Below are 24425 nucleotides of genomic sequence, written 5' to 3'. Positions count from 1 at the left end.
GCGTCAGACCTCGGCGAGGGCCGCCGGCGGGTCGTCGAGCACCGGCTGCCAGGCCAGCTCGGCGGCCCCCACCAGGCTGTTGTGGTCCAGCGTGCAGGCGAGGATCGGCACTCCGCCGCTCTGACCCCACAGGCTGCGGTCGGCGACGACGGCGCGGAGACGGTCCGGGTCGGCGTCGAGCAGCGTGCGGTGCAGGCCGCCGAGGATGATGCGGTCCGGGTTGAGGATGTTCACCAGCCCCGCCAACCCCAGTCCGAGCCGGTCGATGAGCGCCTCGGTGGCCGTACGGACGGCCGGGTCGGCGTACTGGCCGCGGATCAGGTCGTTGGACTGCTGGAGCAGCGAGACCTCGGGCCCCGGCGCCCGGCCGGCGGCGTCGAGGAAGGCCAGCGGGTCGGCCTCGACGTCGAGGCACCCCCGGCTGCCGCAGTGGCAGGGGCGTCCCTCCGGATTGACGGTGAGGTGCCCGACTTCCAGCGCGAGGCCCGAACTGCCCGTGTGCAAACGCCCGTCCAGCACGAGCGCGCCGCCCACGCCCCGGTGCCCGGTGGCCACGCAGAGCAGGTCGCGGGCACCGCGGCCGGCGCCGTGCCTGTGTTCGGCCAGCGCGGCGAGGTTGACGTCGTTCGCCGCGAAGGCCGGTCCGAGGATGCCCGCGGCGCGCACGCGCTCGGCGAAGATCTGCCGTACCGGTGCGCCGGCGGGCCAGGCGAGGTGGAGCGGATTGAGGGCGAGTCCGTCCGGTTCCGCGACCGCAGAGGGCACGGCGAGGCCGGCGCCGACGCAGCGCCGCCCGGTCGCGGCCAGCAGGTCCGCGCCCGCCTCGACGACCGAGCCGAGGACCTTCGCCGGATCGGCGTCGACCGTCTCGCAGCCGGGCGCGGTCGCGACGATACGGCCGCCCAGACCGACCAGGGCCGCCCGAAAGCCGTCCGCGTGGACCTGCGCCGCGAGGGCGACGGGGCCGTCCTCGGCGAGTTCGAGGCGATGCGAGGGGCGTCCCTGGGAGCCGGCCGCCGCGCCGGGCCGCGCGTCCACGCGGATCAGGCCGAGCGCCTCCAGCTCCGCGGCCACCGCGCCGGCCGTCGCCCGGGTGACTCCCAGTTCGGCGGTGAGCACGGCACGGGTCGGCGCACGTCCGGTGTGCACGAGCTCCAGCGCGGGGCCGAGCGCGCCACGCCCCCGGTCCAGCCGCGTCCGTGTGTTCCCTTCCCCCGCCGCCCGGGGGCCCGCCTTGCCGTTCATGAAGGCGAGTCTCCCATGATCCGGACATCCGGCGGCCCGGCCGGGCCGCCTAGAACCCGCCGACCCGCAGGGTGACGTTCAGCCGGCCGGTGAGGCCCAACTCGGGCGGCGCCGTACCCGCGTGCACCCGGGGGACCCCGTGATGGGCCAGCCGGGACGCCCCGCCGAAGACGAAGAGGTCCCCGCTGCGCAGCTCGATGTCCGTGTACGGGCGGGTCCGGGTCTCGGTGTTCCCGAACCGGAAGACGCAGCTGTCGCCGAGGCTCAGGGACACCACCGGCGCGTCCGACTTCTCGTCGCTGTCGCGGTGCATGCCCATCCGGGCGTCGGCGTCGTAGAAGTTGATCAGTGCGATGTCGTGCGCGGGGTGGCCCGCCGCGTCCGGGCCGAGGGCGTCCGTCACCGCGCGGCGGCCGAGATCCGCCAGCCAGGCCGGGAAGGGTTTCACCGGGGCGCCGTCGCCGTCGACCACCGCGGGCGCGTATCCGTACGGATACCAGTGCAGGCCGAGGCAGACCTGCCGGGAGCTCATGGTGCCGCCGCCGGGGGTGCGGACCGTGCGCAGACCCGCGGGCGGCCGGGCCCACGTGCGGCAGGCAGCCAGCAGCCGGCGCTGGCCTGCGGGGTCCAGCCAGTCCGGCAGGTGCACCGCGCCCGGCGCTACCTCCGCCCGTCCGCGCGGGAACAACTCGCCGTCCATGCCTCCCATCATCCCGCAGTCGCCGATGCGGGTGGTCATGTCGGTGCGAAGCCGGCGATGTGAGGGGTGAGCCGTCCTCATCGCGGAGGGTGGGGACGGCGGTGCGCCCGCAACGGCGACGCGAGGCCGCACGGTCACCGGTGAGGAACGGCCACCTCGGAGGCCGCCCGCACCGGTCACCGCGAGCGTGCGGTTCGCTCATGCCGGTCACCTCGCGGCGCCGACGGATCAGCCGGGGCCCACCGGGCCCGCCGTGCTCGGGTCCGGTGGGCCCCGCCGGATGCGCCGTGCTCGGGTCCGGGCTCCCGCCGGATGCACCGCATTCGGGTACGGGCTCCCGCCGGATGCGCCGCATTCGGGTACGGGCTCCCGCCGGACCTGGCCCGAGCTCGGATGCGCCACGCCCGCGTCCGGGCCCCGCCGGATCCGCCGCACGGGCGTCCGCGCCCCGCCGGATCCGCCCCACTGGCGTCCCCACCCCGCCCGGACCTGGCCTGAGCTGCGGCTCGGATAGCCTGGGGCCACGATGAACGACCGGATGGCCACACCCTGGGGCGAGTACACGCTGGCCCGCTTCCCCGAGGACCCCCGCGACCGGCTGCGTGCCTGGGACGCGGCCGACGCCTATCTCCTGCGCCATCTCGCGGCGAGCGGCACCGACCTGTCGGGGTCGGTGGTCGTGGTCGGCGACCGGTGGGGCGCGCTCGTCACGGCGCTCGCGGCGCATCGCCCGGTGCAGATCACCGACTCCTTTCTCACCCGTGAGGCGACCCGGGCCAACCTGCGGCGCAACGGCGTCGACGAGGACGCGGTACCTCTCCTCACCACCCGGGACACCCCGCCCGACCGCATCGACGTCCTGGTCGTCCACGTGCCCAAGAGTCTCGCGCTCCTGGAGGACCAGCTGCACCGGCTCGCCCCGGCCCTGCACGAGGGCTCGGTGGTCGTCGGCACCGGCATGGTGAAGGAGATCCACACCTCGACGCTGCGCCTGTTCGAGCGGATCGTCGGTCCGACGCGCACCTCGCTGGCCGAGCAGAAGGCCCGGCTCATCTTCAGTACCGCGGCCCCGGGGCTCGTGCGGTCGAACAATCCGTGGCCGTACCGCTACGAACTGCCCGACGGCGTCGGCGTGGTCTCGGGCCGGACGGTCACCAATCACGCCGGGGTCTTCTGCGCCGACCGCCTCGACATCGGCACCCGCTTCCTCCTCCAGCACCTCCCGCGGAGCCGGGGCGACGAGCGTGTGGTGGACCTGGGCTGCGGCAACGGCGTCGTCGGTACGGCGGCGGCCCTGGCCAACCCGCGGGCGCACGTCCTGTTCGTGGACGAGTCGTACCAGGCGGTGGCCTCCGCGGAGGCGACGTACCGGGCGAACGTGCGGGGCCCGGAGTCGGCGGAGGATGCCGGAGGTTCGGCGGAGTTCCTGGTCGGCGACGGACTGAACGACGTACCGAGCGGGAGTGTCGACGTCGTGCTCAACAACCCGCCCTTCCACTCCCACCAGGCGACGACCGACGCGACGGCCTGGCGGATGTTCAGCGGAGCCCGGCGCGCGCTGCGTCCGGGCGGCGAGCTGTGGGTGATCGGAAACCGGCACCTCGGCTACCACCTGAAGCTGCGGCGCCTGTTCGGCAACAGCGAACTGGTGGCGAGCGACGCGAAGTTCGTACTGCTCAGAGCGGTCAGGAAGTAGCGGCCCGCAGGGCCCGGGGTGACGGGCCCAGTTCCCTGCGGCACGCCTTGTTGAACGCCTGGAGGTCGGGGATGCCGACGGACGCGGCCACCGCCGGGATGGAGAGCGTCGAGGCGCGCAGCAGGTGACGGGCGCGTTCCAGTCTGCGGCGGCGGACGTACCCGACGACCGTGGCGCCCGTCTCGGCGCGGAAGAGCCGGGTGAGGTGGTTGTGCGAGACGCCGGCGGCGCGGGCGATCGCCGGGACGGTCAGCGGTGCGGCGAGGTGGGCCTCGACGTGGGCGATCGCGGCGGTGACCGCAGGATGCGGGCAGTTCTTCTTCGAGAGGCTGGTGCCGGCGGGGGCGACTGAGACCGGCCGGGTTCGCGCGCCCGGGCGGGCCGCGACTCCCGAACCGCATCGCCCGCGCCTCCCGGACCGCGGCGGCCGCGATCCCCGGACGCCGGCAGCCGCGAAACCGGCACCGCACCGGCCGCGGAGCGGCGCCACCGGGCCGGCGGTTCAGGCCCGCAGCACTCCGATGAGGCGCGCCACCGTCCGGGCCATGGCCTCCCGCCCCACGCCGAGGTACTTGCGGGAGTCCACGGCCTCGGGCCGGGCGGCCAGGAACTCCCTGATGGCGCCGGTCATGGCGAGGTTCAGCGCCGTTCCGATGTTGACCTTGGCGATGCCCCCGGTGACGGCCGCCGCCAGTTCGTCGTCCGGGACCCCGGAGGAGCCGTGCAGGACGAGCGGCACCTCGAGGGCGGTGGCCAGCCGTTTGAGCAGGTCGTGGTCGAGGGTCGCGGTCCGGGTGGTCATCGCGTGCGAACTTCCGATCGCGACGGCCAGGGCATCCACGCCCGCGTCCGTCACGAACGCACGCGCCTCGGCGGGGTCGGTTCGCGCACCGGGCGCGTGCGCGTCGAGGGCCGGCTCACCCTGCTTGCCGCCGACCTGACCCAACTCGGCCTCGATCCAGAGCCCTTGTGCGTGCGCCCAGTCGGTGGCCGCCCGGGTGGCGGCCAGGTTCTCGTCGTACGACAGCCGGGCCGCGTCGTACATCACGGAGCTGAATCCGGCGTCCGCCGCCTGGCGCAGGAGCGCGTCGCTCTGGACGTGGTCGAGGTGGAGCGCGACGGGGACCGCCGCCCGCTCGGCCGCCGCGCTCGCGGCCCGGGCCAGCGGGAGGAGCCGTCCGTAGCGGAATCTGACGGCGTTCTCGCTGACCTGCAGCACAACGGGTGCGGCCACGGACTCGGCGCCGGCGATGACGGCTTCGACGTGCTCCAGCGTGATGATGTTGAACGCGGCGACGGCGCTTCGCGCCCGGACGGCGGCGGCGACCAGGTCACCGGTTGCGGCGAGTGGCACAACTCCTCCTGTGAAGCGTGTGGTTGAGCCGACTCAGTGGGCGTTCCGCTGCAGGATCACCGAACGGGTGAGGTGACGCGGCCGGTCCGGGTCGAGTCCCCGGGCGGCGGCGACCGCCACCGCCAGACGCTGGGCGCGGACGAGTTCGGCCAGCGGGTCGAGGCTGCCGCCCACCCACAGGGCACCGGTCGCCCGCACCTGCCCGGGCAACCCCTCGGGAGCCTCGCCGAACATCCAGGTGGCCGTGCCGCGGGTGGAGATGCTGATGGGACCGTGCCGGTACTCCATCGCCGGGTAGGCCTCGGTCCAGGCCAGTGAGGCCTCCCGCATCTTGAGTCCGGCCTCGCTGGCCAGCCCGACGGTCCAGCCGCGGCCGAGGAAGGTGAACTGGGTGCAGCCGACCAGGCCTTCGGGCAGCGGGGCCCGCAGCGCGGTGGCCGCGTCCGCCAGGACGGCATCCGTGTGGAGCCCGAGGTGGGCGCGGAGCAGAGTCAGCGCGGTGGTCGCGAACCGGGTCTGCACGACCGACTGTTCGTCTGCGAAGCCGAGGACCACGATGTCGTCGGCTGACTCCATGACGGGGGTGTGCGGGTCGGCGGTGACGGCTGTCGTACGGGTACGGCCCTTGAGCCGGCCGAGGAGGTCCAGCACCTCGGTGGTGGTGCCGGAACGGGTGAGGGCGACCACCCGGTCGTAGGTACGGCCGTGCGGGAACTCGGACGCGGCGAAGGCGTCGGTCTCACCCTGTCCGGAGTGTTCTCGCAGTGCGGCGGCGGCCTGGGCCATGAAGAGCGAGGTGCCGCAGCCCACGATCGCGACCCGCTCCCCCGGCGCGGGCAGCGCGGCACCGTGCCCCGCGGCCTGCTCGGCGGCTCGCGCCCAGCACTCGGGCTGGCTGTTCAGTTCGCTCTCGACATGGGTCATGCCGTTCCCCTCCCACGAATGCTTGTTCTTGCAAGATATAGCGAGCTTTCGAGCACAATCAAGCATTCAGCGCGCGGAGTGGTGCGCTAGGGTCGCGGAGGATCGAGGAACAGGAGAGTGCGGATGTCGCGCGACGCCCGCTGGAAGACGCTGCTGGATCTGCTCGTGGAGCAGGGCCGACTGGACGTCGAGGAGGCAGCGGCGGCGCTGGGGGTGTCCGCCGCGACGATCCGGCGCGACTTCGACCAGCTCGCCGAACAGCAGATGCTCGTCCGCACCCGGGGCGGCGCGGTCGTCCACGGCGTCTCCTACGAACTGCCGCTGCGCTACAAGACCGCGCGCCGCGCCTCGGAGAAGCAGCGCATCGCCAGGGCCGTGGCCGACTTGGTGACGCCGGGCGAGGCGGTGGGCCTGACCGGCGGCACGACGACCACCGAGGTGGCTCGCGCGCTGGCCGTACGCCCCGACCTCGCGACCGGCTCGCCCGCGCTCACCGTGGTGACGAACGCGCTCAACATCGCCAACGAGCTCGCCGTGCGGCCCCAGTTCAAGATCGTGGTTACCGGCGGAGTGGCCCGCCCGTCCTCGTACGAGCTCATCGGCCCGCTCGCGGACGGCGTACTCGCCCAGATCACGCTCGATGTCGCCGTGCTGGGCGTGGTCGCCTTCGACGCCGTCCACGGAGCGGCTGCGCACGACGAGGCCGAGGCCGCGATCAACCGCCTGCTGTGCGAGCGGGCCCAGCGCGTGATCGTCGCCGCCGACTCCAGCAAGCTGGGGCAGCGCGCTTTCGCCCACATCTGCGGGGCGGGAGCGGTGAACACACTCGTCACGGACACCGCGGCCGAGGACGAGACAGTGCGGCGGTTCGAGGAGGCGGGGGTGGAGGTCGTGGCGGTCTGAGCCCGGCCACGAACCCGGCACCTCCTCGGGAGAGGCGGGGGTGGAGGTCGCGGCGGTCTGAGCCCGGCCACGAACCCGGCACCTCCTCGGGAGAGGCGGGGGTGGAGGTCGCGGCGGTCCGCGCCCGGCCACGAACCCGGCACCTCCTCGGGAGAGGCGGGAGGGCCGAGGGGAGGCGGTCGCCGCGGTCCGCGCCCGGCCACGACCGAGGCCCTGGCAACGCGAGCCCACCCACGCCCCGCCCCCCTCGGGAGCCCGCGCCACGGCCCCGTCACGGCCCCCGCCCCGGCCACCGCCTGGGGAAACTGCGGACTCCCAGGACCCCTCTCCGGGGAGAGCGACCGGGTCACCCCCTCCAGGCACCCCCCTTGTAAGCACCCGCCGCCCGCACCTACTCTGCATTTGTGCCGCTAATAAACAAACTCACCCCGCACAGCGTCGTGCCGGGCACCGACCTCGCTCGGCTTCGCCTCGCCCTCACCGCCTTCTTCGCCCTCGACGGCTTCGTCTTCGCCGGCTGGGTCGTCCGGATCCCCGCGATCAAGGAACAGACCGGCGCCTCGGCCAGCACGCTCGGGCTCGCGCTCCTCGGAGTCTCGGCCGGTGCGGTGATCACGATGATGCTCACCGGACGGCTCTGCCGCCGTTTCGGAAGCCACCCGGTGACGGTCGCCTGCGGCGTCCTGCTCGCCCTGAGCGTGGCCCTGCCCCCGCTCACCCACTCGGCCGTGGCGCTCGGCACGGTACTGCTGGTCTTCGGCGCCGCATACGGCTGCATCAACGTCGCCATGAACAGCGCGGCCGTCGATCTGGTGGCCGCGCTCCGGCGCCCGGTGATGCCCAGCTTCCACGCGGCCTACAGCCTCGGCGGCATGCTCGGCGCCGGGCTGGGCGGACTGGTCGCCGGTCACCTCTCCCCCTCCCGCCACCTGTTCGGCCTCACCGTGATCGGCCTGCTCGTGACGGCCATCGCCGGACGCACTCTGCTGCGCCAGGAACCTCCGGTCTCCCCGGAGGCCACGGCCCGTGAGGGGAGCGGACCGCACCGCCTCGGCGGCCGCACCCGCGGCCTGGTCGCGGTCTTCGGTCTCATCGCGCTCTGCACCGCGTACGGCGAGGGCGCGCTCGCCGACTGGGGCGCGCTCCACCTCGAACAGGACCTTTCCGCACACCCCGGTGTGGCCGCCGCGGGCTACTCCTGCTTCGCCCTGGCCATGACGATCGGGCGACTGAGCGGCACGACACTGCTGGAACGGCTCGGCCGGACCAGGACCCTGGTCGCGGGCGGCACGACGGCGATGCTCGGCATGCTGGTCGGTTCGCTCGCCCCCTCGGTGTGGGCCGCACTGCTCGGCTTCGCCGTCACCGGGCTCGGCCTCGCCAACATCTTCCCCGTGGCCGTGGACCGCGCCGGGGCGCTCGCGGGCCCGACCGGGGTCGCCGCCGCCTCCACCCTCGGCTACGGAGGCATGCTGCTCGGGCCGCCCGCGATCGGGTTCATGGCCGACTGGTACTCACTGCCGACGGCCCTCACCAGTGTGGCGGTCCTGGCGGGAGTGGCGGCCCTGATCGCATTCGCCACGCGCCGGGTGAGTGTCGCTTAGGAGATTGAGAGACCGAGAAGTGGGCCGGCGGAGGCACGGGCGCGCCGCGCCGCGGGGCGGCCGTACGGATCAGGCGCCGGGCACTCGCACCCCCTCGTTTTCCCCTCGGCCGCACTCCATCAGGCACACTCACGGCATGGAGATTGCGCAGTTCGTGGAAACCCTCGACGGCGAGGGCCGTTTGCTCGCGCTGGCCGCCGAGGAGGCCGGGGCCGATGCCGACGTGCCGACGTGTCCGGGGTGGCAGGTGCGCGACCTGCTGCGGCACACGGGCATGGTGCACCGCTGGGCGACGGCGTTCGTCGCCGACGGGCACACCTCGTACCATCCCGACGGCGGCCTGCCGGACCTGGACGGCAAGGAGCTCCTGGCCTGGTTCGGCGACGGTCACCGCCGGCTCGTCGACACCCTCGCCGCGGCGCCCCACGATCTTCGCTGCTGGACCTTCCTGCCCGCCCCCTCGCCGCTGGCCTTCTGGGCGCGGCGCCAGGCTCACGAGACGACCGTGCACCGGGTCGACGCCGAGTCGGCGCTCGGTGCCGAGCCTGCCACCGTCGGCACGGACTTCGCGGTGGACGGCATCGACGAACTGCTGCGCGGGTTCCACAACCGCGGGAAGAGCAGGGTGCGTTCGGACACCCCTCGGATCCTCAGGGTGCGGGCGACCGACACCGAGGGCGCCGTGTGGACCGTACGACTGTCGTCGGAGCCGCTCGTGAGCGAGCGGGGTGAGGGCGGGAACCCGGAACCCGACTGCGAGCTGGCCGGACCCGCGGAGCAGTTGTACCTGGCCCTGTGGAACCGCCGGCCGTTCCCGGGTGTGACCGGCGACGCCGAACTCGCGGCGCTGTGGCGGGAGAGGTCCGCGGTCGCCTGGAGCTGACGACTGAAAAGCCCGTGACCGGGTCGAGTTACGGCTGACGCTCCATCAAGCTGACCTGCTGAAACCGAAAACTCGGAGCCGACGAGGGTTCAGGAGCCGAACCGGACGTCGGCTCCGGTTCAGGAGCAGTCGGTCCCCCCACCCGCCAGCATCCGGCGCAGGACCCCGCGTTGCAGCGGCAGCACCTCGTCGCGGAGCTCGCGCCCACGCGGCGTGAGCGTCACGCTGACACCCCGGCGGTCCTGCGAGCACACGCAGCGCGTGACGAGCCCGTCCTTCTCCAGTCGGCCGATCAACCGCGACAGCGCGCTCTGGCTCAGATGCACGCGTTCGGAGATCTCCTGCACGCGGTACGACGCACCGCTCTCCGACGCACCGCCCTCGGCCAGTACGTCGAGGACCTCGAAGTCGCTCGCACCCAGGCCGTGTCGGTGCAGTTCACGGTCGAGCTCGCACTGCGTGCGCGCGTGCACCGCGAGGAGGTTCCGCCACTCGTCCACGAGCACGCGCTCGGCCTTCTTCGCCGCCATGGCCGCACCGTAGCAAAGAATCCATTTTGTTGCATCGGAATTAAATGCACTTGCATTGGATGCGTATGCATGTACTGTCGTCGCCATGACCTCTCCGCTCACCACCCCCGCGTCCCAGGGAAGCTGGACGCCTCGCCTGTGGGGCACCCTGCTGGTGCTGTGCGCCGCGATGTTCCTGGACGCGCTCGACGTGTCGATGGTCGGCGTCGCCCTGCCGTCCATCGGTTCCGAACTGGATCTCTCCACGTCGACGCTGCAATGGATCGTCAGCGGCTACATCCTGGGATACGGCGGACTCCTCCTCCTCGGCGGACGCACCGCCGACCTCCTGGGCCGCCGCCAGGTCTTCCTCGTGGCCCTCGGCGTCTTCGCCCTCGCCTCACTGCTGGGCGGCCTCGTCGACTCGGGCCCCCTGCTGATCGCCAGCCGCTTCATCAAGGGCCTGAGCGCCGCCTTCACCGCGCCGGCCGGCCTGTCCATCATCACCACGACCTTCGCCGAGGGCCCGCTGCGCAACCGCGCGCTCTCGATCTACACCACCTGCGCGGCCACCGGCTTCTCCATGGGGCTCGTGCTGTCCGGCCTGCTCACCGAAGCCAGCTGGCGGCTGACCATGCTGCTGCCCGCGCCGATCGCCGTCGTCGCGCTGATCGCGGGCCTGAAGCTCATCCCGCGCAGCGAGCGCGAGAAGGACCACCGCGGATACGACATCCCCGGCGCCGTCATCGGCACCGCCTCGATGCTGCTGCTGGTCTTCACCGTCGTCCAGGCGCCCGAGGTCGGCTGGGGCACGGCCCGCACGCTGCTCTCCTTCGCCGCCGTCGTCGTCCTGCTCACCGTTTTCGTGGCCGTGGAGCGGCGCAGCCCGAGCCCGCTGATCCGGCTCGGGGTGCTCCGGTCGGGCAGCCAGATCCGCGCCCAGCTCGGCGCTATGGCGTTCTTCGGCTCGTACGTCGGATTCCAGTTCATGGTGACGCTCTACATGCAGTCGCTGCTCGGCTGGTCGGCGCTGCACACCGCGCTCGCCTTCCTGCCCGCGGGCGCACTGGTCGCGCTGTCCTCCACGAAGGTGGGCTCGGTGGTCGACCGCTTCGGCACCCCGCGGCTGATCGCGGTCGGCTTCGCCCTGATGGTCGTGGGCTACGCGCTCTTCCTCCGCGTCGACCTCGATCCCGTCTACGCGGCCGTCATCCTGCCCACCATGCTGCTCATCGGCGCGGCCTGCGCCCTGGTCTTCCCGTCGCTCAACATCCAGGCGACGAACGGCGTGGAGGACCACGAGCAGGGCATGGTCTCCGGTCTGCTGAACACCTCGGTGCAGGTGGGCGGCGCGATCTTCCTGGCCGTCGTGACGGCGGTCGTGACCGCGAGCTCCTCCGAGGGCTCCTCTCCGCAGGCCGTCCTCGACAGCTACCGGTCGGGACTGGTCGTCGTGACGGCCATCGCCCTCGCCGGCCTGCTCATCACCCTGACCGGCCTGCGCACCCCGCGCACGCGGGAGACGATCCTGGTCGCCCGCTCCCCGCACGACGGCTCCGCCCACGAGGAGACGGCCACGGCGAGGAAGGACGACGAGGAGGTGCGCGTGGCGGTCGTCGACTGAGGCCGCCGTCCCTCGCCCCGGGACACCGCACGGCTCGCCGCCACGGCCTCACGACCGTCCGGACCCGCCCCACCTCGACCCGGTTGCGTCCGGCGGACATTTCCTTGTCCGTCGGGCGTACGCCTGTTTGACTCGATGCATGGGGAAACGTACGCAGGCGGAGCGGGACGCGATGACGGTCGAGATCGGATACGCGCTGTTCGCCGGCGCGGTGCTCGCGGGGGCGGCCTTCATGGGCGTACGCCATCTGGTCCCCGCTCTGTTCGGAGCTCCCCGCGGGTCGGACGACACCCTGAGGTCGACCGCGGTCGCGCTCGCGGTCTGCGTCTTCTTCGCGACCGTCGTGACGGTGCTGACCCGCTTCCGGCACCTCCGTCAGCCCAGCCAGCCCGGCCGTACCAATCCCGACTCGTAGGCCAACACGACGAGTTGGGCCCGGTCGCGGGCACCGAGCTTCACCATGGTCCGGCTGACGTGGGTCTTCGCCGTCAGCGGGCTGACGACCAGGCGTCGGGCGATCTCGTCGTTGGACAGGCCGATCCCCACCAGGGCCATCACCTCCCGCTCCCGCTCGGTGAGTTCGGACAGCGACTCGGCGGCCGCGGGCTCCTTGGATCGGGCCGCGAACTCGGCGATCAGCCGACGGGTCACCCCCGGGGACAGCAGTGCGTCGCCCTCCACCACCGCCCGCACCGCGCGCAGGAGTTCGGCGGGTTCGGTGTCCTTGACGAGGAACCCCGAAGCCCCGCAGCGGATCGCCTCGAAGACGTACTCGTCCAGCTCGAAGGTGGTGAGCATGACCACCTTCACATCCCCCAGCCCCGCGTCCCCGGTGATCCGGCGCGTGGCGGCGAGCCCGTCGAGCCGCGGCATCCGGATGTCCATCAGCACCACGTCCGGCCGCAGTTCGCGCACCCTGCCGAGCGCCTCCTCACCGTCGGCGGCCTCACCGGCCACCTCGATGTCCGGCTGCGCGTCGAGCAGGGCCCTGAAACCCGCCCTCACCAGCGACTGGTCGTCGGCCAGCAGTACCCGGATCACCGGTCCTCCTCACGTTTCAGCGGAAGCACCGCCACCACGCGGAACCCGCCGTCCGAGCGGGGCCCGGCCTCGATCGTGCCACCCAGCGCCGCGGCCCGCTCCCGCATCCCGGCGAGCCCGTTGCCGCTGCCTCCGGCGTCCGCACCGGTCGCGGGCCCGTCGTCGTCGATCCGCAGCCGCAAGGCACCTTCGGCGCGCTCTACCCCGACCCGCGCGTGCCGCGACCCCGAGTGCCGTACGACGTTGGTCAACGCCTCCTGCACGATGCGGAACGCCGCGAGGTCGACGCCCGGCGCCAGCCCAGGAGCCTCACCCACCACCTCGACCGTCAGCCCGGCGCTCGCGGCCTGCTCGACGAGTTCGGGGAGCCGTTCGAGTCCCGGCGCGGGCGCGCGCGGAGCCTCTCCGGGCGTCCTCAGCGTGTCGAGGACCTGCCGGACCTCACCCAACGCCTCCTTGCTCGCGGTCTTGATCGTGGTGAGCGCCGTACGCGCCTGCTCCGGGTCGGAGTCCAGCAGCGCCAGCCCGACACCCGCCTGGACATTGATCACGGAGATGCTGTGCGCCAGGACGTCGTGCAGCTCCCGCGCGATGCGCAGCCGCTCCTCGTCGGCCCGCCGCTCGGCTGCCCGCGCACGCTCGGCCCGGTCACGCGCCCACTGCTCACGCCGGACCCGGACCAGCTCCGACACCGCGACGATCGCGACCACCCAGGTCGCGGTGACGATCTCCTGGCCCCAGGCGGCCGGCCCGTCCCCCGCCGGAGGCAGCCAGCGGTACAGCCAGTGCGCCACGAGGAGATGGCCTGCCCACAGCATGCCCACCGCCGCCCACGCGGCTCTGCGGTGCCCGGCGACGACAGCTCCGAAGCAGCCGACCGCCACGCTGAGGAAGACGGGCCCGTACGGATATCCGGCGCCGAGGTAGACCATCGCCGCCGCGGCCGTGGCGAAGGCGACGAGCACCGGATACCGCTGCCGCCACAGCAGCGCGGCACAGCCCGTGACCAGCAGCACGCGGGCGAAGGCGTCCAGGGGCGCGCGGTCACCCTCCTGGACGTGGGCCGCGAAGGTGGAACCGGCGAGCACGAACAGGGTGATCAGGAGAGTGGAGCGCCACGGCAGGCGGGCGCCGGTGTGCACGCCGTCCCCGTGGTTCCGCCCCGGCGGCCCGTGCCGCCACCACCGGGGTCCGCCCCACCCCGGGGGCCTGCGGCTGTGCTGCTCTTCCATGCCCGCCACGCTAGACGCCGCACGGCTCCCCCGGCGTCAGCCGGGCGTGGTGATCGGCGGTACTTCCTGGGGAGTACGGGAGCCGCGGCTGCGCAGCGCCTCCCGGAGGACGAGAGCCGGATTCCGGCCGCGGCACCGGAGCCGGGGCGGCATGCGGGAGTCTGACCGAGGCGCGGGAGCCGGGCCGGCGGCGGCACGCGGGAGCCCGAGCGGCGCCGGCCGGCGGCGGCATGCGGGAGCCCGTCCCGAGGCGGGACCCCGAGGCGGGACCCCGAGCCGGAGCCGGAGCCGGGCCGAAGCGCCGGAACCTGCACCGGCGTCGGAGCCGGGGGCAGGGCCGGACAGAAGGCTCGCCGGTATGTCCTGGGTGCGGCGTACCGCCGACGCGGAGCCCGAGGTCAGGGATACACCAGGCCCACTCCCTGGGCGAGTTGTGCGACCGCGTGCCGGAAGAACGGCTCCCGCTGCTCGACGACCCGGTTGAACTGCCCGAACAGCTCGAAGCCGACCAGCCCGAACAGCTGCGACCACGCGGCGACGAGCGCCACGGCCACCTCGGGCGGAAGGTCGGGGGCGATGTCCCCGGCCAGCCGCTGCCCCTCGGCCTTCAGCTCCGGCGGCAAGGGCGGGCGGGCCACCCCCTTGCCCCGGTACGCCTCGCGGACGATGCCGATGAGGACCAGGCCCACCCGGGACGCGGCCGGCACCGTGGCGTCCGGCGCGGTGTACCCCGGTACGGGCGAGCCGTAGATCAGCGCGTACTCGTGCGGATGCGCCAGCGCCCAGGCGCGTACCGCCTCGCACACCGCGACCCAGCGGGCCTGCGGCGTGGCGCCTGCGACCTCGGAGTGCGCCGACTCCGCGGCCTCGCCGAGGGAGTCGTACGCGTCGATGATCAACGCGGTCAGCAGATCGTCGCGGCTGGGGAAGTAGCGGTAGAGCGCCGAGGAGACCATGCCCAGTTCGCGGGCGACCGCCCGCAGCGACAGCCGGGCGGCGCCCTCGTCGGCGAGCTGTCTGCGCGCCTCGTTCTTGATGGCCGCGGTCACTTCGATCCTGGCCCGGGCCCGGGCCCCACGTGTGGTGCTCATACAGGGCAGTCTCCCACGCTTTCAGAGCACCGCACACAAACGAGATCAGTGCTCTCGATCAGCAGCCCCGTTCATTTCGGGGTACAGCGCCGATCCGGCCCCCCAAGCGACCCACCCCACCCGTCGACGCGGCGCGAATCGGGACCACCACCCTGCACCGAGGGCGAGCGCCGCATCGAAACAAGAGCGCCGCACAGAATAGAGAGCACTGCTCTTGCTTTGGAGCACCGATCCGGTCCACACTGATGTCAAGCGAGAGCGGTGCTCTCGCAAACTGAGAGCGCTGCTCTCTCAAGGAGGAGGAATCGATGTCGTCATCGACCCACTACATGAAGCCGAAGCCCTTCGACAAGGCCATGAACGGCCTGGTCGGCTGGCTCGCCCGGCACGGCGTCAGCCTCCTCGGCAGCGCCGAGCTCTCCGTCCGCGGCCGGAAGAGCGGCGAATGGCGCAAGGTCCCCGTCAACCCGCTCCCGTACGAGGGTGGCCCCTACCTGGTCTCGGCCCGCGGACACTCCGAGTGGGTGCGCAACCTGCGAGCGGCCGGCGGCGGGCGGCTCCAGGTCGGCCGCCGGACCCAGGAGTTCACCGCGGTCGAGATGTCCGACGAGGAGAAGCCGGTCGTCCTGCGCACCTACCTCAAGAAGTGGGGCTGGGAGGTCGGCCGCTTCTTCGGCGACGTCGACGCGAAGAGCAGCGACGAGGAACTGCTCGCCGCCGCTCCCAGGCACCCGGTCTTCCGCATCACGATCGAGCCCTGACGCCGCCGGTCGACGGACCGCCCCGCCGGCGCCCGGGGACACCTCGCCCGACGCACCGGCGGAACCTCGGTGTCAGCGCGCCCGGGGCAGCCGGCCTTCGCGCCGCTCTCCCAGCCCACGGAACCGACCGCCCCGCACCTCCGGACCGCCCCGCACCGCCGGAACACCCGGGCGCCCTCACCGCACCCGTAGGCGGGCAACTCCCGTCAGGCGGCGGATTCGTCAGCCGGAGAAGGCGGCGTCAGCCCGCGGACTGCCGGTCCAGCACGGTCAGGGCGCGCCCCGCCATCGGGTGGCTGCGCACCATCTCGCCGAGCGAGGTCGAGCCCCGGGTGATACCCGTGAACGCCTTCCAAGCGGGACGCAGACCGGTGAGCGCGGCATGGAACACGCCGGGACGGCGTTCGAAGGCCGCCAGCATCCGCTTGCCGACGCTCATCTCCACGCCCAGACCCGCCTTGATGGCGAAGGCGTAGTTGAGCGCCTGGCGCCGGGTGTCCACGGCGTCGTGCGCCTCGGCGATCCGTACCGCCCACTCCCCCGCCAGCCGTCCCGACCGCAGCGCGAACGAGATGCCCTCGCGGGTCCACGGTTCGAGGAGACCCGCCGCGTCACCGCACACCAGCACCCGGCCGCGGGACAGCGGCGAGTCGTCGGTGCGGCACCGGGTCAAGTGGCCGGAGGAGATGCTCGGTTCGAAACCGGCGAGTCCCAGCCGGGCGATGAAGTCCTCCAAGTACCGCTTGGTGGCGGCGCCTTCGCCGCGGGCCGAGATCACTCCGACGGTCAGTGTGTCCCCCTTCGGGAACACCCAGCCGTAACTGCCGGGCATGGGGCCCCAGTCGATGAGGACACGGCCCATCCAGTCCTCGGCGACGGTGTCGGGCACCGGGATCTCCACCTCCAGGCCGAGGTCGACCTGGTCGAGCTTCACCCCGACGTGCGCTCCTATCCGGCTGGCGCTGCCGTCCGCTCCGACGACGGCCCGGGCGAGCACGGACTCACCGCCCTGCAGCACGACGGCGACGGTGCGCCGGTCGGGCACGGCCGAGCCGTGCTGCTCGACCCGCGAGACCGTGACGCCCGTACGCAGCTCGGCACCCGCTTTCTGGGCGTGCTCGACGAGCTGCTGGTCGAACTCGGGCCGGTTGATGAGCCCGAACAGCATCTGCTTGGAACGCCGGGTGCGGGCGAACTTCCCGTCCAGTGAGAACGTGACCGCGTGCACCCGGTCCCGGAACGGCAGCTCGAAGCCGGGTGGCAACGAGTCGCGCGAGGGGCCGATGATGCCGCCTCCGCAGGTTTTGTAGCGGGGCAGTTCCGCCTTCTCCAGCAGCAGGACGCTGCGTCCCGCGACCGCTGCCGCGTAGGCGGCCGAAGCCCCCGCGGGTCCCGCGCCCACCACGACGACGTCCCATACCTGCTGCGCGTCGTCCGCCGCCGAAGAGTTCTCGCTGCTCACGATGGTCTACTGCTCCCGATCCAGCCGCCTGCCGCACCTTTCCCCCGCATCCTACGGCGGGCATCGCCGCAGGCCACTGTGGGAGGATCGGCAACATATGCGCCCTGCACACCAGGAAGCGCGTACGCACCACCGGAAGATCGCAGAACAACCCTCACAAGGTCCGCAACACGTACACCCCGTGCACCCGGCACACCCACGTACCGGTGCACGTGCCCGTACACCCCGTACCCGTACGCCGAAGCACAACGTCGCACCCACAAGGAGCGTGCCCATGTCGTCGAATCCGGTCGCCGAGACCGTCGCCTCGCTGATGCCCAGGGCGAAGGCGGAGCTCACCGAGCTGGTGGCCTTCAAGTCGGTGGCGGACTTCGACCAATACCCCCGGAGCGAGAGCGAGGGGGCCGCGAACTGGGTCGCCGACGCGCTGCACGCCGAGGGCTTCCAGGACGTGGCACTGCTCGACACCCCGGACGGCACGCAGTCCGTGTACGGCTTCCTGCCCGGGCCCGAGGGCGCGAAGACGGTCCTGCTGTACGCGCACTACGACGTGCAGCCGCCGCTGGACGAGGCCGCCTGGGCGACTCCGCCGTTCGAGCTGACGGAACGCGCCGGGCGCTGGTACGGACGAGGGACGGCCGACTGCAAGGGCGGCGTGATCATGCACCTGCTCGCCCTGCGGGCGCTGAAGGCGAACGGGGGCGTCCCCGTGCACGTGAAGGTGATCGCGGAGGGCTCCGAGGAGCAGGGCACGGGCGGCCTGGAGCGGTACGCCGAGGAGCACCCGGAGCTGCTGACCGCCGACACCATCGTCATCGGCGACTCCGGGAACTTCCGGGTCGGGCTGCCGACGGTCACCTCGACGCTCCGCGGCATGACGCTGGTCCGGGTGCAGGTGGACACGCTCGAGGGGAACCTCCACTCGGGACAGTTCGGCGGGGCGGCGCCCGACGCGCTCGGCGCCCTGATCCGCGCCCTGGACTCACTGCGCGCCGAGGACGGCTCGACGACGGTCGACGGGCTCACCGGTGACACGCGCTGGGACGGCCTCCAGTACGACGAGGAGGCGTTCCGCAAGGACGCGAAGGTGCTCGACGGGGTCGGGCTGATCGGGTCCGGCACGGTCGCCGACCGCATCTGGGCGCGTCCGGCCGTCACCGTGCTGGGCATCGACTGCCCGCCGGTGGTCGGCGCGACGCCGTCGGTGCAGGCCGGTGCCCGTGCACTGGTCAGCCTGCGGGTGCCGCCGGGCGTCGACGCGGCCGAGGCGACCAAGCTGCTCCAGGCCCACCTGGAGGCGCACACGCCGTGGGGGGCGCGGGTGCGCACGGAGCAGATCGGCCAGGGCCAGGCGTTCCAGGCCGACACCTCCAGCCCGGCGTACGCGGCGATGGCCGAGGCCATGGCGGTCGCGTACCCGGGGCAGGAGATGCAGTACGCCGGTCAGGGCGGCTCCATCCCGCTGTGCAACACCCTCGCGTCGCTGTACCCGCGGGCGGAGATCCTGCTGATCGGGCTGAGCGAGCCGGAGGCCCGGATCCACGCCGTGAACGAGAGTGTGTCCCCCGAGGAACTGGAGCGCCTGTCGGTGACGGAGGCCCTGTTCCTGCGGAACTACGCGGCGAGCTGACCCGGCCCGAGGCCCCGGTGGCCGGTGGTGGGGCCTCTCCGCCCTCGGCGGAGGGGCCCACCCGTGACCGGGACGGGCAGCCCGTCTCAGCCCACCGGCACCCCCGCCTCCAGATACAGCGCCGCGGCTCTCTCGCGGGCCCGCAGCGCCCAGCGCAGCCGTTCGTAGCGCACCGGCGGCAGCAGCGTGGCCGCCTCCTTCTCGGTGACGAAGCGCCAGTCCCGCAGTTCGGGGCCCGGCAGCAACAGGCGCCGGACCTCGGTGCTGGGGAGCCGTCCGCCGTCGAAGAGGAGTCGCAGGCCGCCGTAGCCCGGCGGGGCGGGCGGTTCCCAGTCGACGACGAGGAGGCGGGGCACCTCGTCGAGGGTGAGGCCCGTCTCCTCGGTGACCTCGCGCATGCCCGCGCGCGCGGGAGCCTCGCCGGGTTCGACGACGCCGCCGGGGAACTCCCAGCCGGGCTTGTAGGTCGGGTCGACCAGCAGGACCCGGTCCTGTTCGTCGAAGAGGAGGACGCCGGCGGCCAGGGTCTCCGCGGTCGGCTCGGGCGTCTGCACGATGTCGCTCACCGCCGCGTCCCCGCTGCGTACGGCCTCGGCGACGCGCAGGGCCGTCTCGTGCGGGGTGAGCGCGCTGGTGTCCACGGGATGCGCGTCGGCGGTGAGCCAGGAGGCGAGCGCGGCCCGGTAGGGCTCGATCTGGTCGAAGGACCACTGACGCACCCGTATCTCGCCGTCGGGGAGGTCGGGTGGCACCTCGCGTCCCGCTATGCGTTCCCGCAGGATCGTTTCCGCCGGGGCCAGGAGCACATGCCGTACGGAGATCCGGCGCGAGGCGAGACCGCCGAAGATCTCGTCGCGGTACTCCTGGCGCAGCAGGGTCATCGGGACCACGAGGACGCCGCCGAGATCGGCGAGCATGGCGGCCGCGGTGTCGACCACGAGGCGCCGCCAGATCGGCAGGTCCTGGAAGTCGCCGACCTCGGCGAGGCGTTTGGCCGGCAGCAGGTGCGTGAGTGCGCCGCCTATGACCTCGGGGTCGAAGAGCGTGCTGTTCGGGATCAGGTCGATCAGTTCCCGTGCGGTCGTCGTCTTCCCCGCACCGAACGCACCGTTGATCCAGACGATCACGGTTCCCCCTCTTCTGTTGGCCCCCTGGGGCTTGCCCGTTCCACCCTGCCACGGAAACCCGGTGCTGATGAGGGGAGCCAACCGAAGGGCGGCACGCAGCGGCGCCGGCACCCCGTCCCGGGCTGCCGGCGCCGTACAGCGAGCCCTCAGGCGTCCTGGTCGAGGACGCCCTCCCCCATCGCCAGGCTGTCGTTGCTGATCGTGTGGTCGAGGTTGCCGATGGTGCTGTCGAGGTTCAGGTCGCCGAGCGCGTCGCCGTCGAGGGCGTGCGAGGGGGTGACCGCCGCGACGACGAATCCGGCGGCGAGGGAGGCTACGGCGAGCATGGTTCGCTTCTTCATGCCCGGATCAACTACGAAGGCGGGTATGAGTCACGGGTGACGACCCCGCCGGGCGCACCCACGGCCCCCGCCACCGGGTTCCCATGTCACCCGCACACTGAGCACCGAGAGCACCGAGAGCACCGAGAGCACCGAGAGCACCGAGAGCAGCATGCCCCGCCCTTCCGGTGCTGTCCCTTGCGGGGCGGAAAGGCGGGGCACAGCAGTAACCCGACTTGTTCGTAGTTACGTTGCCGCCAGCGTAGCGGCGGGCACTGACAACGCCCGTCGGGACCGGAGGCGTCTCTCCGGACCTCCGGCGTTCCGCTTCCCGGCGAACACCAAGGGCACCGTCGCCTTCGAGATCCGGGCGGACGACACCGAGGTCGCCGCGGCGGGGGTCCCCCGGCACCTCCACGCCCGTACCACCTCCGGGGCGTCACACCCCGGCGGTCGTACTCGGCTTCCCGCTGAGCGCGGCCGCCGCCGCTCCGACGAGGCCGGCGTCCGTGCCCATCAGTGCGGGCGTCACCGTCAGGCGTTCCACGAAGGACAGCGTCGCGTACCGGCCGAGCGCGGCGCGCAGCGGGGTGAAGAGGACGTCCCCCGCCTTGCCGACTCCGCCGCCGATGACGGCGACGTCGATCTCGACGAGGGTCGCGGTCGCCGCGATACCGGCGGCGAGCGCCTGCGCCGCACGCTCGAACGAGGCGACGGCCACCGGGTCTCCGGCGCGGGCGGCGTCGGCCACCGCGGCGGCCGACGTGTCCCCGTCCGGACCAGGCCGCCAGCCGCCCTCCAACGCGCGCCGGGCGATGTTCGGACCGCTCGCGATGCGCTCCACGCAGCCACGGGAGCCGCAGGGGCAGAGGTCGCCGTCGAGGTCCACGCTGATGTGACCGATGTGGCCGGCGTTTCCGGTGGGCCCGGGGTGCAGCTGTCCGTTCAGGACCAGACCGCCGCCGACGCCGGTGGACACGACCATGCACAGGGCGTTGTCGTGGCCGCGGGCGGCACCCTGCCAGTGCTCGGCCGCGGTGATCGCCACGCCGTCGCCGATCAGCTCGACCGGCAGGCCCGCGGTGGCCGTACGCACCCGCTCGACCAGCGGGTAGCCGCGCCAGCCCGGCACGTTCACCGGACTCACCGTGCCGGCGGAGGCGTCCACGGGGCCGGCGCTGCCGATGCCGACGGCCCTCGCCCTGCCCCACAGGGGAGAGAGCGTCAGCTCGCCGATGACGCCCTCGACGGCCCGCATCACGGTGTCACCGTCCTCCTGCGCGGGCGTCGCGCGCTGCGCGCGCAGGAGGATCCGGCCGCGGCCGTCCACCAGCGCTCCGGCGATCTTGGTGCCGCCGATGTCGAGCGCGGCCACGAGGTCGGTGTGCATCAGAGTCAGGTCTCCCGCTGCTGTGTCGTGCCGGTCCCGGCTCACGGCGGCTGCCGCGGGCGGGCCCGGATCCCCGGCCGGAAAGCCGGCAGGACGGCGCTCCCCCAGGTGGGGTGCCGGACCGGAGATTGCGATGGACAGTGTCTCCCGCATCTGACAACGTTGTCCAGGCTCTATGCTCGACGCCACATCCTCATACAACCCCATGGACCTACGCATCCCCGTGGACGACAGGACAGGACAGCACATCGTGGCCGAGACCACCCGCCGATCCGAGACCCGCTACGGCAATCGTCCCACCATGAAGGACGTGGCGGCGCGTGCCGGTGTGGGCCTCAAGACGGTCTCCCGCGTGGTCAACGGCGAACCGGGGGTCACTCCGGACACCGAGCGCCGTGTGCAGGAGGCCATCGAGGCGCTCGGCTTCCGCCGCAACGACAGTGCGCGCGTCCTGCGCAAGGGCCGCACGGCCAGCATCGGCCTGGTCCTGGAGGACCTCGCGGACCCCTTCTACGGCCCGCTCAGCCGCGCGGTCGAGGAGGTCGCCCGGGCCCACGGCGCCCTGCTCATCAACGGATCCAGTGCCGAGGACCCGGACCGCGAGCAGGAGCTGGTGCTCGCCCTGTGCGCCCGCCGGGTGGACGGACTCGTCGTCATCCCGGCCGGCGACGACCACCGGTACCTGGAGCCCGAGATGAAGGCGGGCGTCGCCACGGTCTTCGTGGACCGGCCCGCGGGCAGGATCGACGCCGACGTCGTGCTGTCGGACAGTTTCGGCGGAGCCCGCGACGGCGTCGCCCATCTGATCGCGCACGGGCACCGGCGGATCGGGTTCATCGGGGACATGCCGCGCATCCACACCGCCGCCGAGCGGCTGCGGGGCTACCGGGCCGCCATGGAGGACGCCGGGATACCGGTCGAGGGCGCCTGGATGTCCCTCGGCGTCACCGACCCCGAGCGGGTGCGCCGCGCGGCCGAGGACATGCTCTCCGGCCCCTCCCCCGTCACCGCGGTCTTCGCGGGCAACAACCGTGTGACCGTCACCGTGGTCCGGGTGATCGCCGAGCGCGGCCGCCCCGTCGCCCTCGTCGGCTTCGACGACATCGAGCTCGCCGACCTCCTCCAGCCCGGCGTGACCGTCGTCGCCCAGGACGCCGCCGCCCTCGGCCGCACCGCCGCCGAACGCCTCTTCCGCCAGCTGGACGGGAACCTCGTCACCCCCGAGCGCATCGAGCTGCCGACCCGGCTGATCACCCGGGGCTCGGGCGAACTGCCCCCGGCCGGCTGACCCGACGGGCGGTCCGGAGCGGCTCCCGTCGCACCCGCCCGGGTCGTCGACGGCCGGGCGAGGCCGACCGCGCCCCCGGCGCCACGATGACGGCCGCCCCGCCGGTGCTCGCGGCCGGAGCCGCGAACCCGACGTCTGCCTGAGCTACTTGGCCGAGGCGGTCAGGTCACCGCGGCGCGGCACCGCGAAGGCCTCCAGATCGGCACGGGTGAGGCCGCTGAGCCGGGCCACCTCGGCGACGTCGAGGGCGCCGCAGTCGAGGCCGCGCAGGAGGTAGCCGCTGAGTGCCTTGGCGGTCGCCGGCTCGTCCATGACGTCGCCGCCCGTCTGGTTGGCGTAGCGCGAGAGACGGGCGGCGGCCTGCTCGAACCCCTCGCGGTAGAAGGCGAACACGGCCGCGTACCGGGTCGGGATGTGGGCGGGGTGCATGTCCCAGCCCTGGTAGTAGGCACGGGCCAGGGCGCGGCGGGTGAGGCCGTAGTGCAGGCGCCAGGCGTCGTGGACCTTGGCCGTCGGGCCGACCGGCAGGACGTTGGTGGAACCGTCCGAGACGCGCACCCCGGTGCCCGCCGCGGCGACCTGCATGACCGCCTTGGCGTGGTCGGCGGCCGGGTGGTCGCTGGCCTGGTAGGCGGCGCTCACGCCGAGGCAGGCGCTGTAGTCGAAGGTGCCGTAGTGCAGTCCCGTGGCGCGGCCCTCGGCGGCCTGGATCATGCGGGCGACGGTGGCGGTGCCGTCGGTGGCGAGGATGGACTGGCTGGTCTCGATCTGGATCTCGAACCCGATCCGGCCGGGCTCCAGCCCGTGCGCCTTCTCGAACTCCTCCAGGAGCCGGACCATCGCGGTGACCTGCTCCGCGTACGTCACCTTCGGCAGCGTGAGGACCAGCCCCTCGGGCAGGCCGCCGGCGGCCACGAGTCCGGTGAGGAAGATGTCGAGCGTGCGGATGCCGCGGTCGCGGACCGGCGCCTCCATGCACTTCATGCGGATGCCCATGTACGGGGCCGCCGTGCCGTTCGCGTATGCCTCGGCGATCAGCCGGGCGGCGCGCGCCGCGCTCTCGTCCTCCTCGGCGTCGGGGCGGGGGCCGTAGCCGTCCTCGAAGTCGACGCGCAGGTCCTCGACGGGCTCGCGCTCCAGCTTGGCCCGTACCCGCTCGTACACCGGCTCGGCGAGGTCGTCGGTGAGACCGAGGACGGTGGCGAAGGAGGCGGCGTCCGGAGCGTGCTCGTCGAGCGCGGCGAGGGCCTTGTCGCCCCAGGTGCGCAGGGTGTCGGCGGCGAAGGCGTCGCCGGGGACGTACACGGTGTGGACGGGCTGGCGGGTGCCGGGGTCGCCCGGGTAGCGGCGCTCCAGCTCCGCGTCGACCGGCGCGAGGGAGGAGCTGATCTCCTCGCTGACGGCGCCCGCGAGGCTCGTCGCCACCGTCTCCTGCTGACCCTGACCCATTCCCACACCCTCCAATTTTCCGCTGCACGGAATCAACAATCCGTATAGCGAAGTTAATAGGCGCCCTCGATCTGCGTCAATGGTCCCCCGAAACCGGCCGGGGGGGGGGGGGGGGGGGGGGGGGGGGGGGGGGGGGGGGGGGGGGGGGGGGGGGGGGGGGGGGGGGGGGGGGGGGGGGGGGGGGGGGGGGGG

General features: G+C 73.1%; 22 protein-coding genes and 1 pseudogene. 9 read left to right on the top strand and 14 right to left on the bottom strand.

Translation table 11 applies throughout. The annotated features are described in order from the left end of the window. Positions 1–3: 3 nt before the first annotated feature. Both ACZ4NT_RS31605 and ACZ4NT_RS31600 read right to left on the bottom strand, forming a co-directional pair. The gene (locus tag ACZ4NT_RS31605; RefSeq protein ID WP_121408344.1) at positions 4–1245 is read right to left on the bottom strand and encodes an ROK family protein; all 1242 of its coding nucleotides are present in this window, start codon (positions 1243–1245) and stop codon (positions 4–6) included. 49 nt (positions 1246–1294) lie between these two features. Further along, a complete protein-coding gene (locus ACZ4NT_RS31600) occupies positions 1295–1945 on the bottom strand; it encodes an alpha-ketoglutarate-dependent dioxygenase AlkB family protein (protein WP_467728573.1) in 651 nt (216 codons plus the stop codon). Positions 1946–2471: 526 nt separating this feature from the next. On the opposite strand from ACZ4NT_RS31600, the gene ACZ4NT_RS31595 reads away from it, so the two are divergent. Continuing rightward, positions 2472–3641, top strand: coding sequence for a methyltransferase (locus ACZ4NT_RS31595; protein ID WP_467728524.1), 1170 nt, complete (start codon positions 2472–2474; stop codon positions 3639–3641). Here ACZ4NT_RS31595 and ACZ4NT_RS31590 read toward each other — a convergent pair. The 3 genes and pseudogenes from ACZ4NT_RS31590 to ACZ4NT_RS31580 form a co-directional block, all read right to left on the bottom strand. After that, positions 3631–3951 (bottom strand): annotated as a pseudogene (locus tag ACZ4NT_RS31590) (helix-turn-helix domain-containing protein); the annotation flags it as partial. The gene ACZ4NT_RS31595 and the pseudogene ACZ4NT_RS31590 overlap by 11 nt on opposite strands. A 192-nt stretch (positions 3952–4143) precedes the next feature. Continuing rightward, positions 4144–4995, bottom strand: a complete 852-nt coding sequence (locus ACZ4NT_RS31585; RefSeq protein WP_467728523.1) for a class II fructose-bisphosphate aldolase — start codon at positions 4993–4995, stop codon at positions 4144–4146. 33 nt (positions 4996–5028) lie between these two features. Further along, positions 5029–5919 carry an SIS domain-containing protein gene (locus ACZ4NT_RS31580; protein ID WP_467728522.1) on the bottom strand — a complete coding sequence of 297 codons (891 nt, stop codon included), beginning with the start codon at positions 5917–5919 and terminating at the stop codon, positions 5029–5031. A 123-nt stretch (positions 5920–6042) separates the two neighbouring features. On the opposite strand from ACZ4NT_RS31580, the gene ACZ4NT_RS31575 reads away from it, so the two are divergent. The 3 genes from ACZ4NT_RS31575 to ACZ4NT_RS31565 all read left to right on the top strand — a co-directional run bounded on the left by ACZ4NT_RS31575 (position 6043) and on the right by ACZ4NT_RS31565 (position 9309). After that, complete coding sequence (locus ACZ4NT_RS31575; protein WP_467728521.1) at positions 6043–6822, top strand: DeoR/GlpR family DNA-binding transcription regulator; 780 nt, start codon at positions 6043–6045, stop codon at positions 6820–6822. Between the two features lie 440 nt (positions 6823–7262). Further along, positions 7263–8426: an MFS transporter gene (locus tag ACZ4NT_RS31570; protein WP_467728572.1), complete on the top strand. Its 1164-nt coding sequence runs from the start codon at positions 7263–7265 to the stop codon at positions 8424–8426. Positions 8427–8562: 136 nt separating this feature from the next. Beyond that, positions 8563–9309: a maleylpyruvate isomerase family mycothiol-dependent enzyme gene (locus ACZ4NT_RS31565; protein WP_467728520.1), complete on the top strand. Its 747-nt coding sequence runs from the start codon at positions 8563–8565 to the stop codon at positions 9307–9309. Between the two features lie 119 nt (positions 9310–9428). Here ACZ4NT_RS31565 and ACZ4NT_RS31560 read toward each other — a convergent pair whose 3' ends face one another. Continuing rightward, positions 9429–9839 carry a MarR family winged helix-turn-helix transcriptional regulator gene (locus tag ACZ4NT_RS31560; protein WP_467728519.1) on the bottom strand — a complete coding sequence of 137 codons (411 nt, stop codon included), beginning with the start codon at positions 9837–9839 and terminating at the stop codon, positions 9429–9431. 85 nt (positions 9840–9924) lie between these two features. Between ACZ4NT_RS31560 and ACZ4NT_RS31555 the strand changes: the two genes are divergently transcribed. Both ACZ4NT_RS31555 and ACZ4NT_RS31550 read left to right on the top strand, forming a co-directional pair. Further along, positions 9925–11442: an MFS transporter gene (locus ACZ4NT_RS31555; RefSeq protein ID WP_121408352.1), complete on the top strand. Its 1518-nt coding sequence runs from the start codon at positions 9925–9927 to the stop codon at positions 11440–11442. 139 nt (positions 11443–11581) lie between these two features. Next, positions 11582–11857, top strand: coding sequence for a DUF6332 family protein (locus ACZ4NT_RS31550; RefSeq protein ID WP_121408353.1), 276 nt, complete (start codon positions 11582–11584; stop codon positions 11855–11857). On the opposite strand, the gene ACZ4NT_RS31545 is transcribed toward ACZ4NT_RS31550, so the two are convergent. The 3 genes from ACZ4NT_RS31545 to ACZ4NT_RS31535 all read right to left on the bottom strand — a co-directional run bounded on the left by ACZ4NT_RS31545 (position 11818) and on the right by ACZ4NT_RS31535 (position 14806). Beyond that, positions 11818–12483, bottom strand: a complete 666-nt coding sequence (locus ACZ4NT_RS31545) for a response regulator transcription factor (RefSeq protein ID WP_121408354.1) — start codon at positions 12481–12483, stop codon at positions 11818–11820. The two genes, ACZ4NT_RS31550 and ACZ4NT_RS31545, sit on opposite strands and share 40 nt — an antisense overlap. Further along, positions 12480–13715: a sensor histidine kinase gene (locus tag ACZ4NT_RS31540; RefSeq protein ID WP_467728518.1), complete on the bottom strand. Its 1236-nt coding sequence runs from the start codon at positions 13713–13715 to the stop codon at positions 12480–12482. The genes ACZ4NT_RS31545 and ACZ4NT_RS31540 overlap by 4 nt, the downstream gene beginning before the upstream one ends. A gap of 398 nt (positions 13716–14113) precedes the next feature. Next, on the bottom strand, positions 14114–14806 hold the full coding sequence (locus tag ACZ4NT_RS31535; protein WP_467728517.1) for a TetR/AcrR family transcriptional regulator: 693 nt from the start codon (positions 14804–14806) through the stop codon (positions 14114–14116). A 308-nt stretch (positions 14807–15114) separates the two neighbouring features. Here ACZ4NT_RS31535 and ACZ4NT_RS31530 point away from each other — a divergent pair, with 308 nt between their 5' ends. Next, positions 15115–15567 (top strand): nitroreductase family deazaflavin-dependent oxidoreductase, encoded by a 453-nt coding sequence (locus tag ACZ4NT_RS31530; protein WP_467728516.1) that lies wholly within the window; start codon positions 15115–15117, stop codon positions 15565–15567. Between the two features lie 241 nt (positions 15568–15808). Here ACZ4NT_RS31530 and ACZ4NT_RS31525 read toward each other — a convergent pair whose 3' ends face one another. Then, entirely contained in the window at positions 15809–17029 is a 1221-nt protein-coding gene (locus ACZ4NT_RS31525) for a geranylgeranyl reductase family protein (protein WP_467728515.1), read from the bottom strand. Positions 17030–17303: 274 nt separating this feature from the next. Here ACZ4NT_RS31525 and ACZ4NT_RS31520 point away from each other — a divergent pair, with 274 nt between their 5' ends. Next, the gene (locus ACZ4NT_RS31520) at positions 17304–18659 is read left to right on the top strand and encodes a M20/M25/M40 family metallo-hydrolase (protein ID WP_467728514.1); all 1356 of its coding nucleotides are present in this window, start codon (positions 17304–17306) and stop codon (positions 18657–18659) included. Between the two features lie 86 nt (positions 18660–18745). Here the strand turns inward: ACZ4NT_RS31520 and ACZ4NT_RS31515 are convergent, their stop codons facing one another. The 3 genes from ACZ4NT_RS31515 to ACZ4NT_RS31505 form a co-directional block, all read right to left on the bottom strand. Continuing rightward, positions 18746–19786 carry an NUDIX domain-containing protein gene (locus ACZ4NT_RS31515; RefSeq protein ID WP_121408360.1) on the bottom strand — a complete coding sequence of 347 codons (1041 nt, stop codon included), beginning with the start codon at positions 19784–19786 and terminating at the stop codon, positions 18746–18748. 146 nt (positions 19787–19932) lie between these two features. Beyond that, positions 19933–20127 (bottom strand): hypothetical protein, encoded by a 195-nt coding sequence (locus ACZ4NT_RS31510; RefSeq protein WP_467728513.1) that lies wholly within the window; start codon positions 20125–20127, stop codon positions 19933–19935. 418 nt (positions 20128–20545) lie between these two features. After that, positions 20546–21496 (bottom strand): ROK family protein, encoded by a 951-nt coding sequence (locus ACZ4NT_RS31505; RefSeq protein WP_467728512.1) that lies wholly within the window; start codon positions 21494–21496, stop codon positions 20546–20548. 205 nt (positions 21497–21701) lie between these two features. On the opposite strand from ACZ4NT_RS31505, the gene ACZ4NT_RS31500 reads away from it, so the two are divergent. Continuing rightward, positions 21702–22784, top strand: coding sequence for a LacI family DNA-binding transcriptional regulator (locus ACZ4NT_RS31500; RefSeq protein ID WP_467728511.1), 1083 nt, complete (start codon positions 21702–21704; stop codon positions 22782–22784). 144 nt (positions 22785–22928) lie between these two features. Here ACZ4NT_RS31500 and ACZ4NT_RS31495 read toward each other — a convergent pair whose 3' ends face one another. Beyond that, on the bottom strand, positions 22929–24233 hold the full coding sequence (locus ACZ4NT_RS31495; RefSeq protein ID WP_121408364.1) for a DUF6986 family protein: 1305 nt from the start codon (positions 24231–24233) through the stop codon (positions 22929–22931). Between the last annotated feature and the right edge of the window lie 192 nt (positions 24234–24425).

The organism is Streptomyces sp. NPDC026417 (assembly GCF_055567695.1).
This window is presented reverse-complemented; position numbering and strand designations above follow the sequence as displayed.

What these genes read in the sequence shown, in the direction of transcription:
- ACZ4NT_RS31605 (WP_121408344.1), bottom strand. Translation starts at nt 1,245, where the DNA reads ATGAACGGCAAGGCGGGCCCCCGGGCGGCGGGGGAAGGGAACACACGG.
- ACZ4NT_RS31600 (WP_467728573.1), bottom strand. Translation starts at nt 1,945, where the DNA reads ATGGACGGCGAGTTGTTCCCGCGCGGACGGGCGGAGGTAGCGCCGGGC.
- ACZ4NT_RS31595 (WP_467728524.1), top strand. Translation starts at nt 2,472, where the DNA reads ATGAACGACCGGATGGCCACACCCTGGGGCGAGTACACGCTGGCCCGC.
- ACZ4NT_RS31580 (WP_467728522.1), bottom strand. Translation starts at nt 5,919, where the DNA reads ATGACCCATGTCGAGAGCGAACTGAACAGCCAGCCCGAGTGCTGGGCG.
- ACZ4NT_RS31575 (WP_467728521.1), top strand. Translation starts at nt 6,043, where the DNA reads ATGTCGCGCGACGCCCGCTGGAAGACGCTGCTGGATCTGCTCGTGGAG.
- ACZ4NT_RS31565 (WP_467728520.1), top strand. Translation starts at nt 8,563, where the DNA reads ATGGAGATTGCGCAGTTCGTGGAAACCCTCGACGGCGAGGGCCGTTTG.
- ACZ4NT_RS31560 (WP_467728519.1), bottom strand. Translation starts at nt 9,839, where the DNA reads ATGGCGGCGAAGAAGGCCGAGCGCGTGCTCGTGGACGAGTGGCGGAAC.
- ACZ4NT_RS31555 (WP_121408352.1), top strand. Translation starts at nt 9,925, where the DNA reads ATGACCTCTCCGCTCACCACCCCCGCGTCCCAGGGAAGCTGGACGCCT.
- ACZ4NT_RS31550 (WP_121408353.1), top strand. Translation starts at nt 11,582, where the DNA reads ATGGGGAAACGTACGCAGGCGGAGCGGGACGCGATGACGGTCGAGATC.
- ACZ4NT_RS31540 (WP_467728518.1), bottom strand. Translation starts at nt 13,715, where the DNA reads ATGGAAGAGCAGCACAGCCGCAGGCCCCCGGGGTGGGGCGGACCCCGG.
- ACZ4NT_RS31535 (WP_467728517.1), bottom strand. Translation starts at nt 14,806, where the DNA reads ATGAGCACCACACGTGGGGCCCGGGCCCGGGCCAGGATCGAAGTGACC.
- ACZ4NT_RS31530 (WP_467728516.1), top strand. Translation starts at nt 15,115, where the DNA reads ATGTCGTCATCGACCCACTACATGAAGCCGAAGCCCTTCGACAAGGCC.
- ACZ4NT_RS31520 (WP_467728514.1), top strand. Translation starts at nt 17,304, where the DNA reads ATGTCGTCGAATCCGGTCGCCGAGACCGTCGCCTCGCTGATGCCCAGG.
- ACZ4NT_RS31510 (WP_467728513.1), bottom strand. Translation starts at nt 20,127, where the DNA reads ATGAAGAAGCGAACCATGCTCGCCGTAGCCTCCCTCGCCGCCGGATTC.
- ACZ4NT_RS31505 (WP_467728512.1), bottom strand. Translation starts at nt 21,496, where the DNA reads ATGCACACCGACCTCGTGGCCGCGCTCGACATCGGCGGCACCAAGATC.
- ACZ4NT_RS31500 (WP_467728511.1), top strand. Translation starts at nt 21,702, where the DNA reads ATGGACCTACGCATCCCCGTGGACGACAGGACAGGACAGCACATCGTG.
- ACZ4NT_RS31495 (WP_121408364.1), bottom strand. Translation starts at nt 24,233, where the DNA reads ATGGGTCAGGGTCAGCAGGAGACGGTGGCGACGAGCCTCGCGGGCGCC.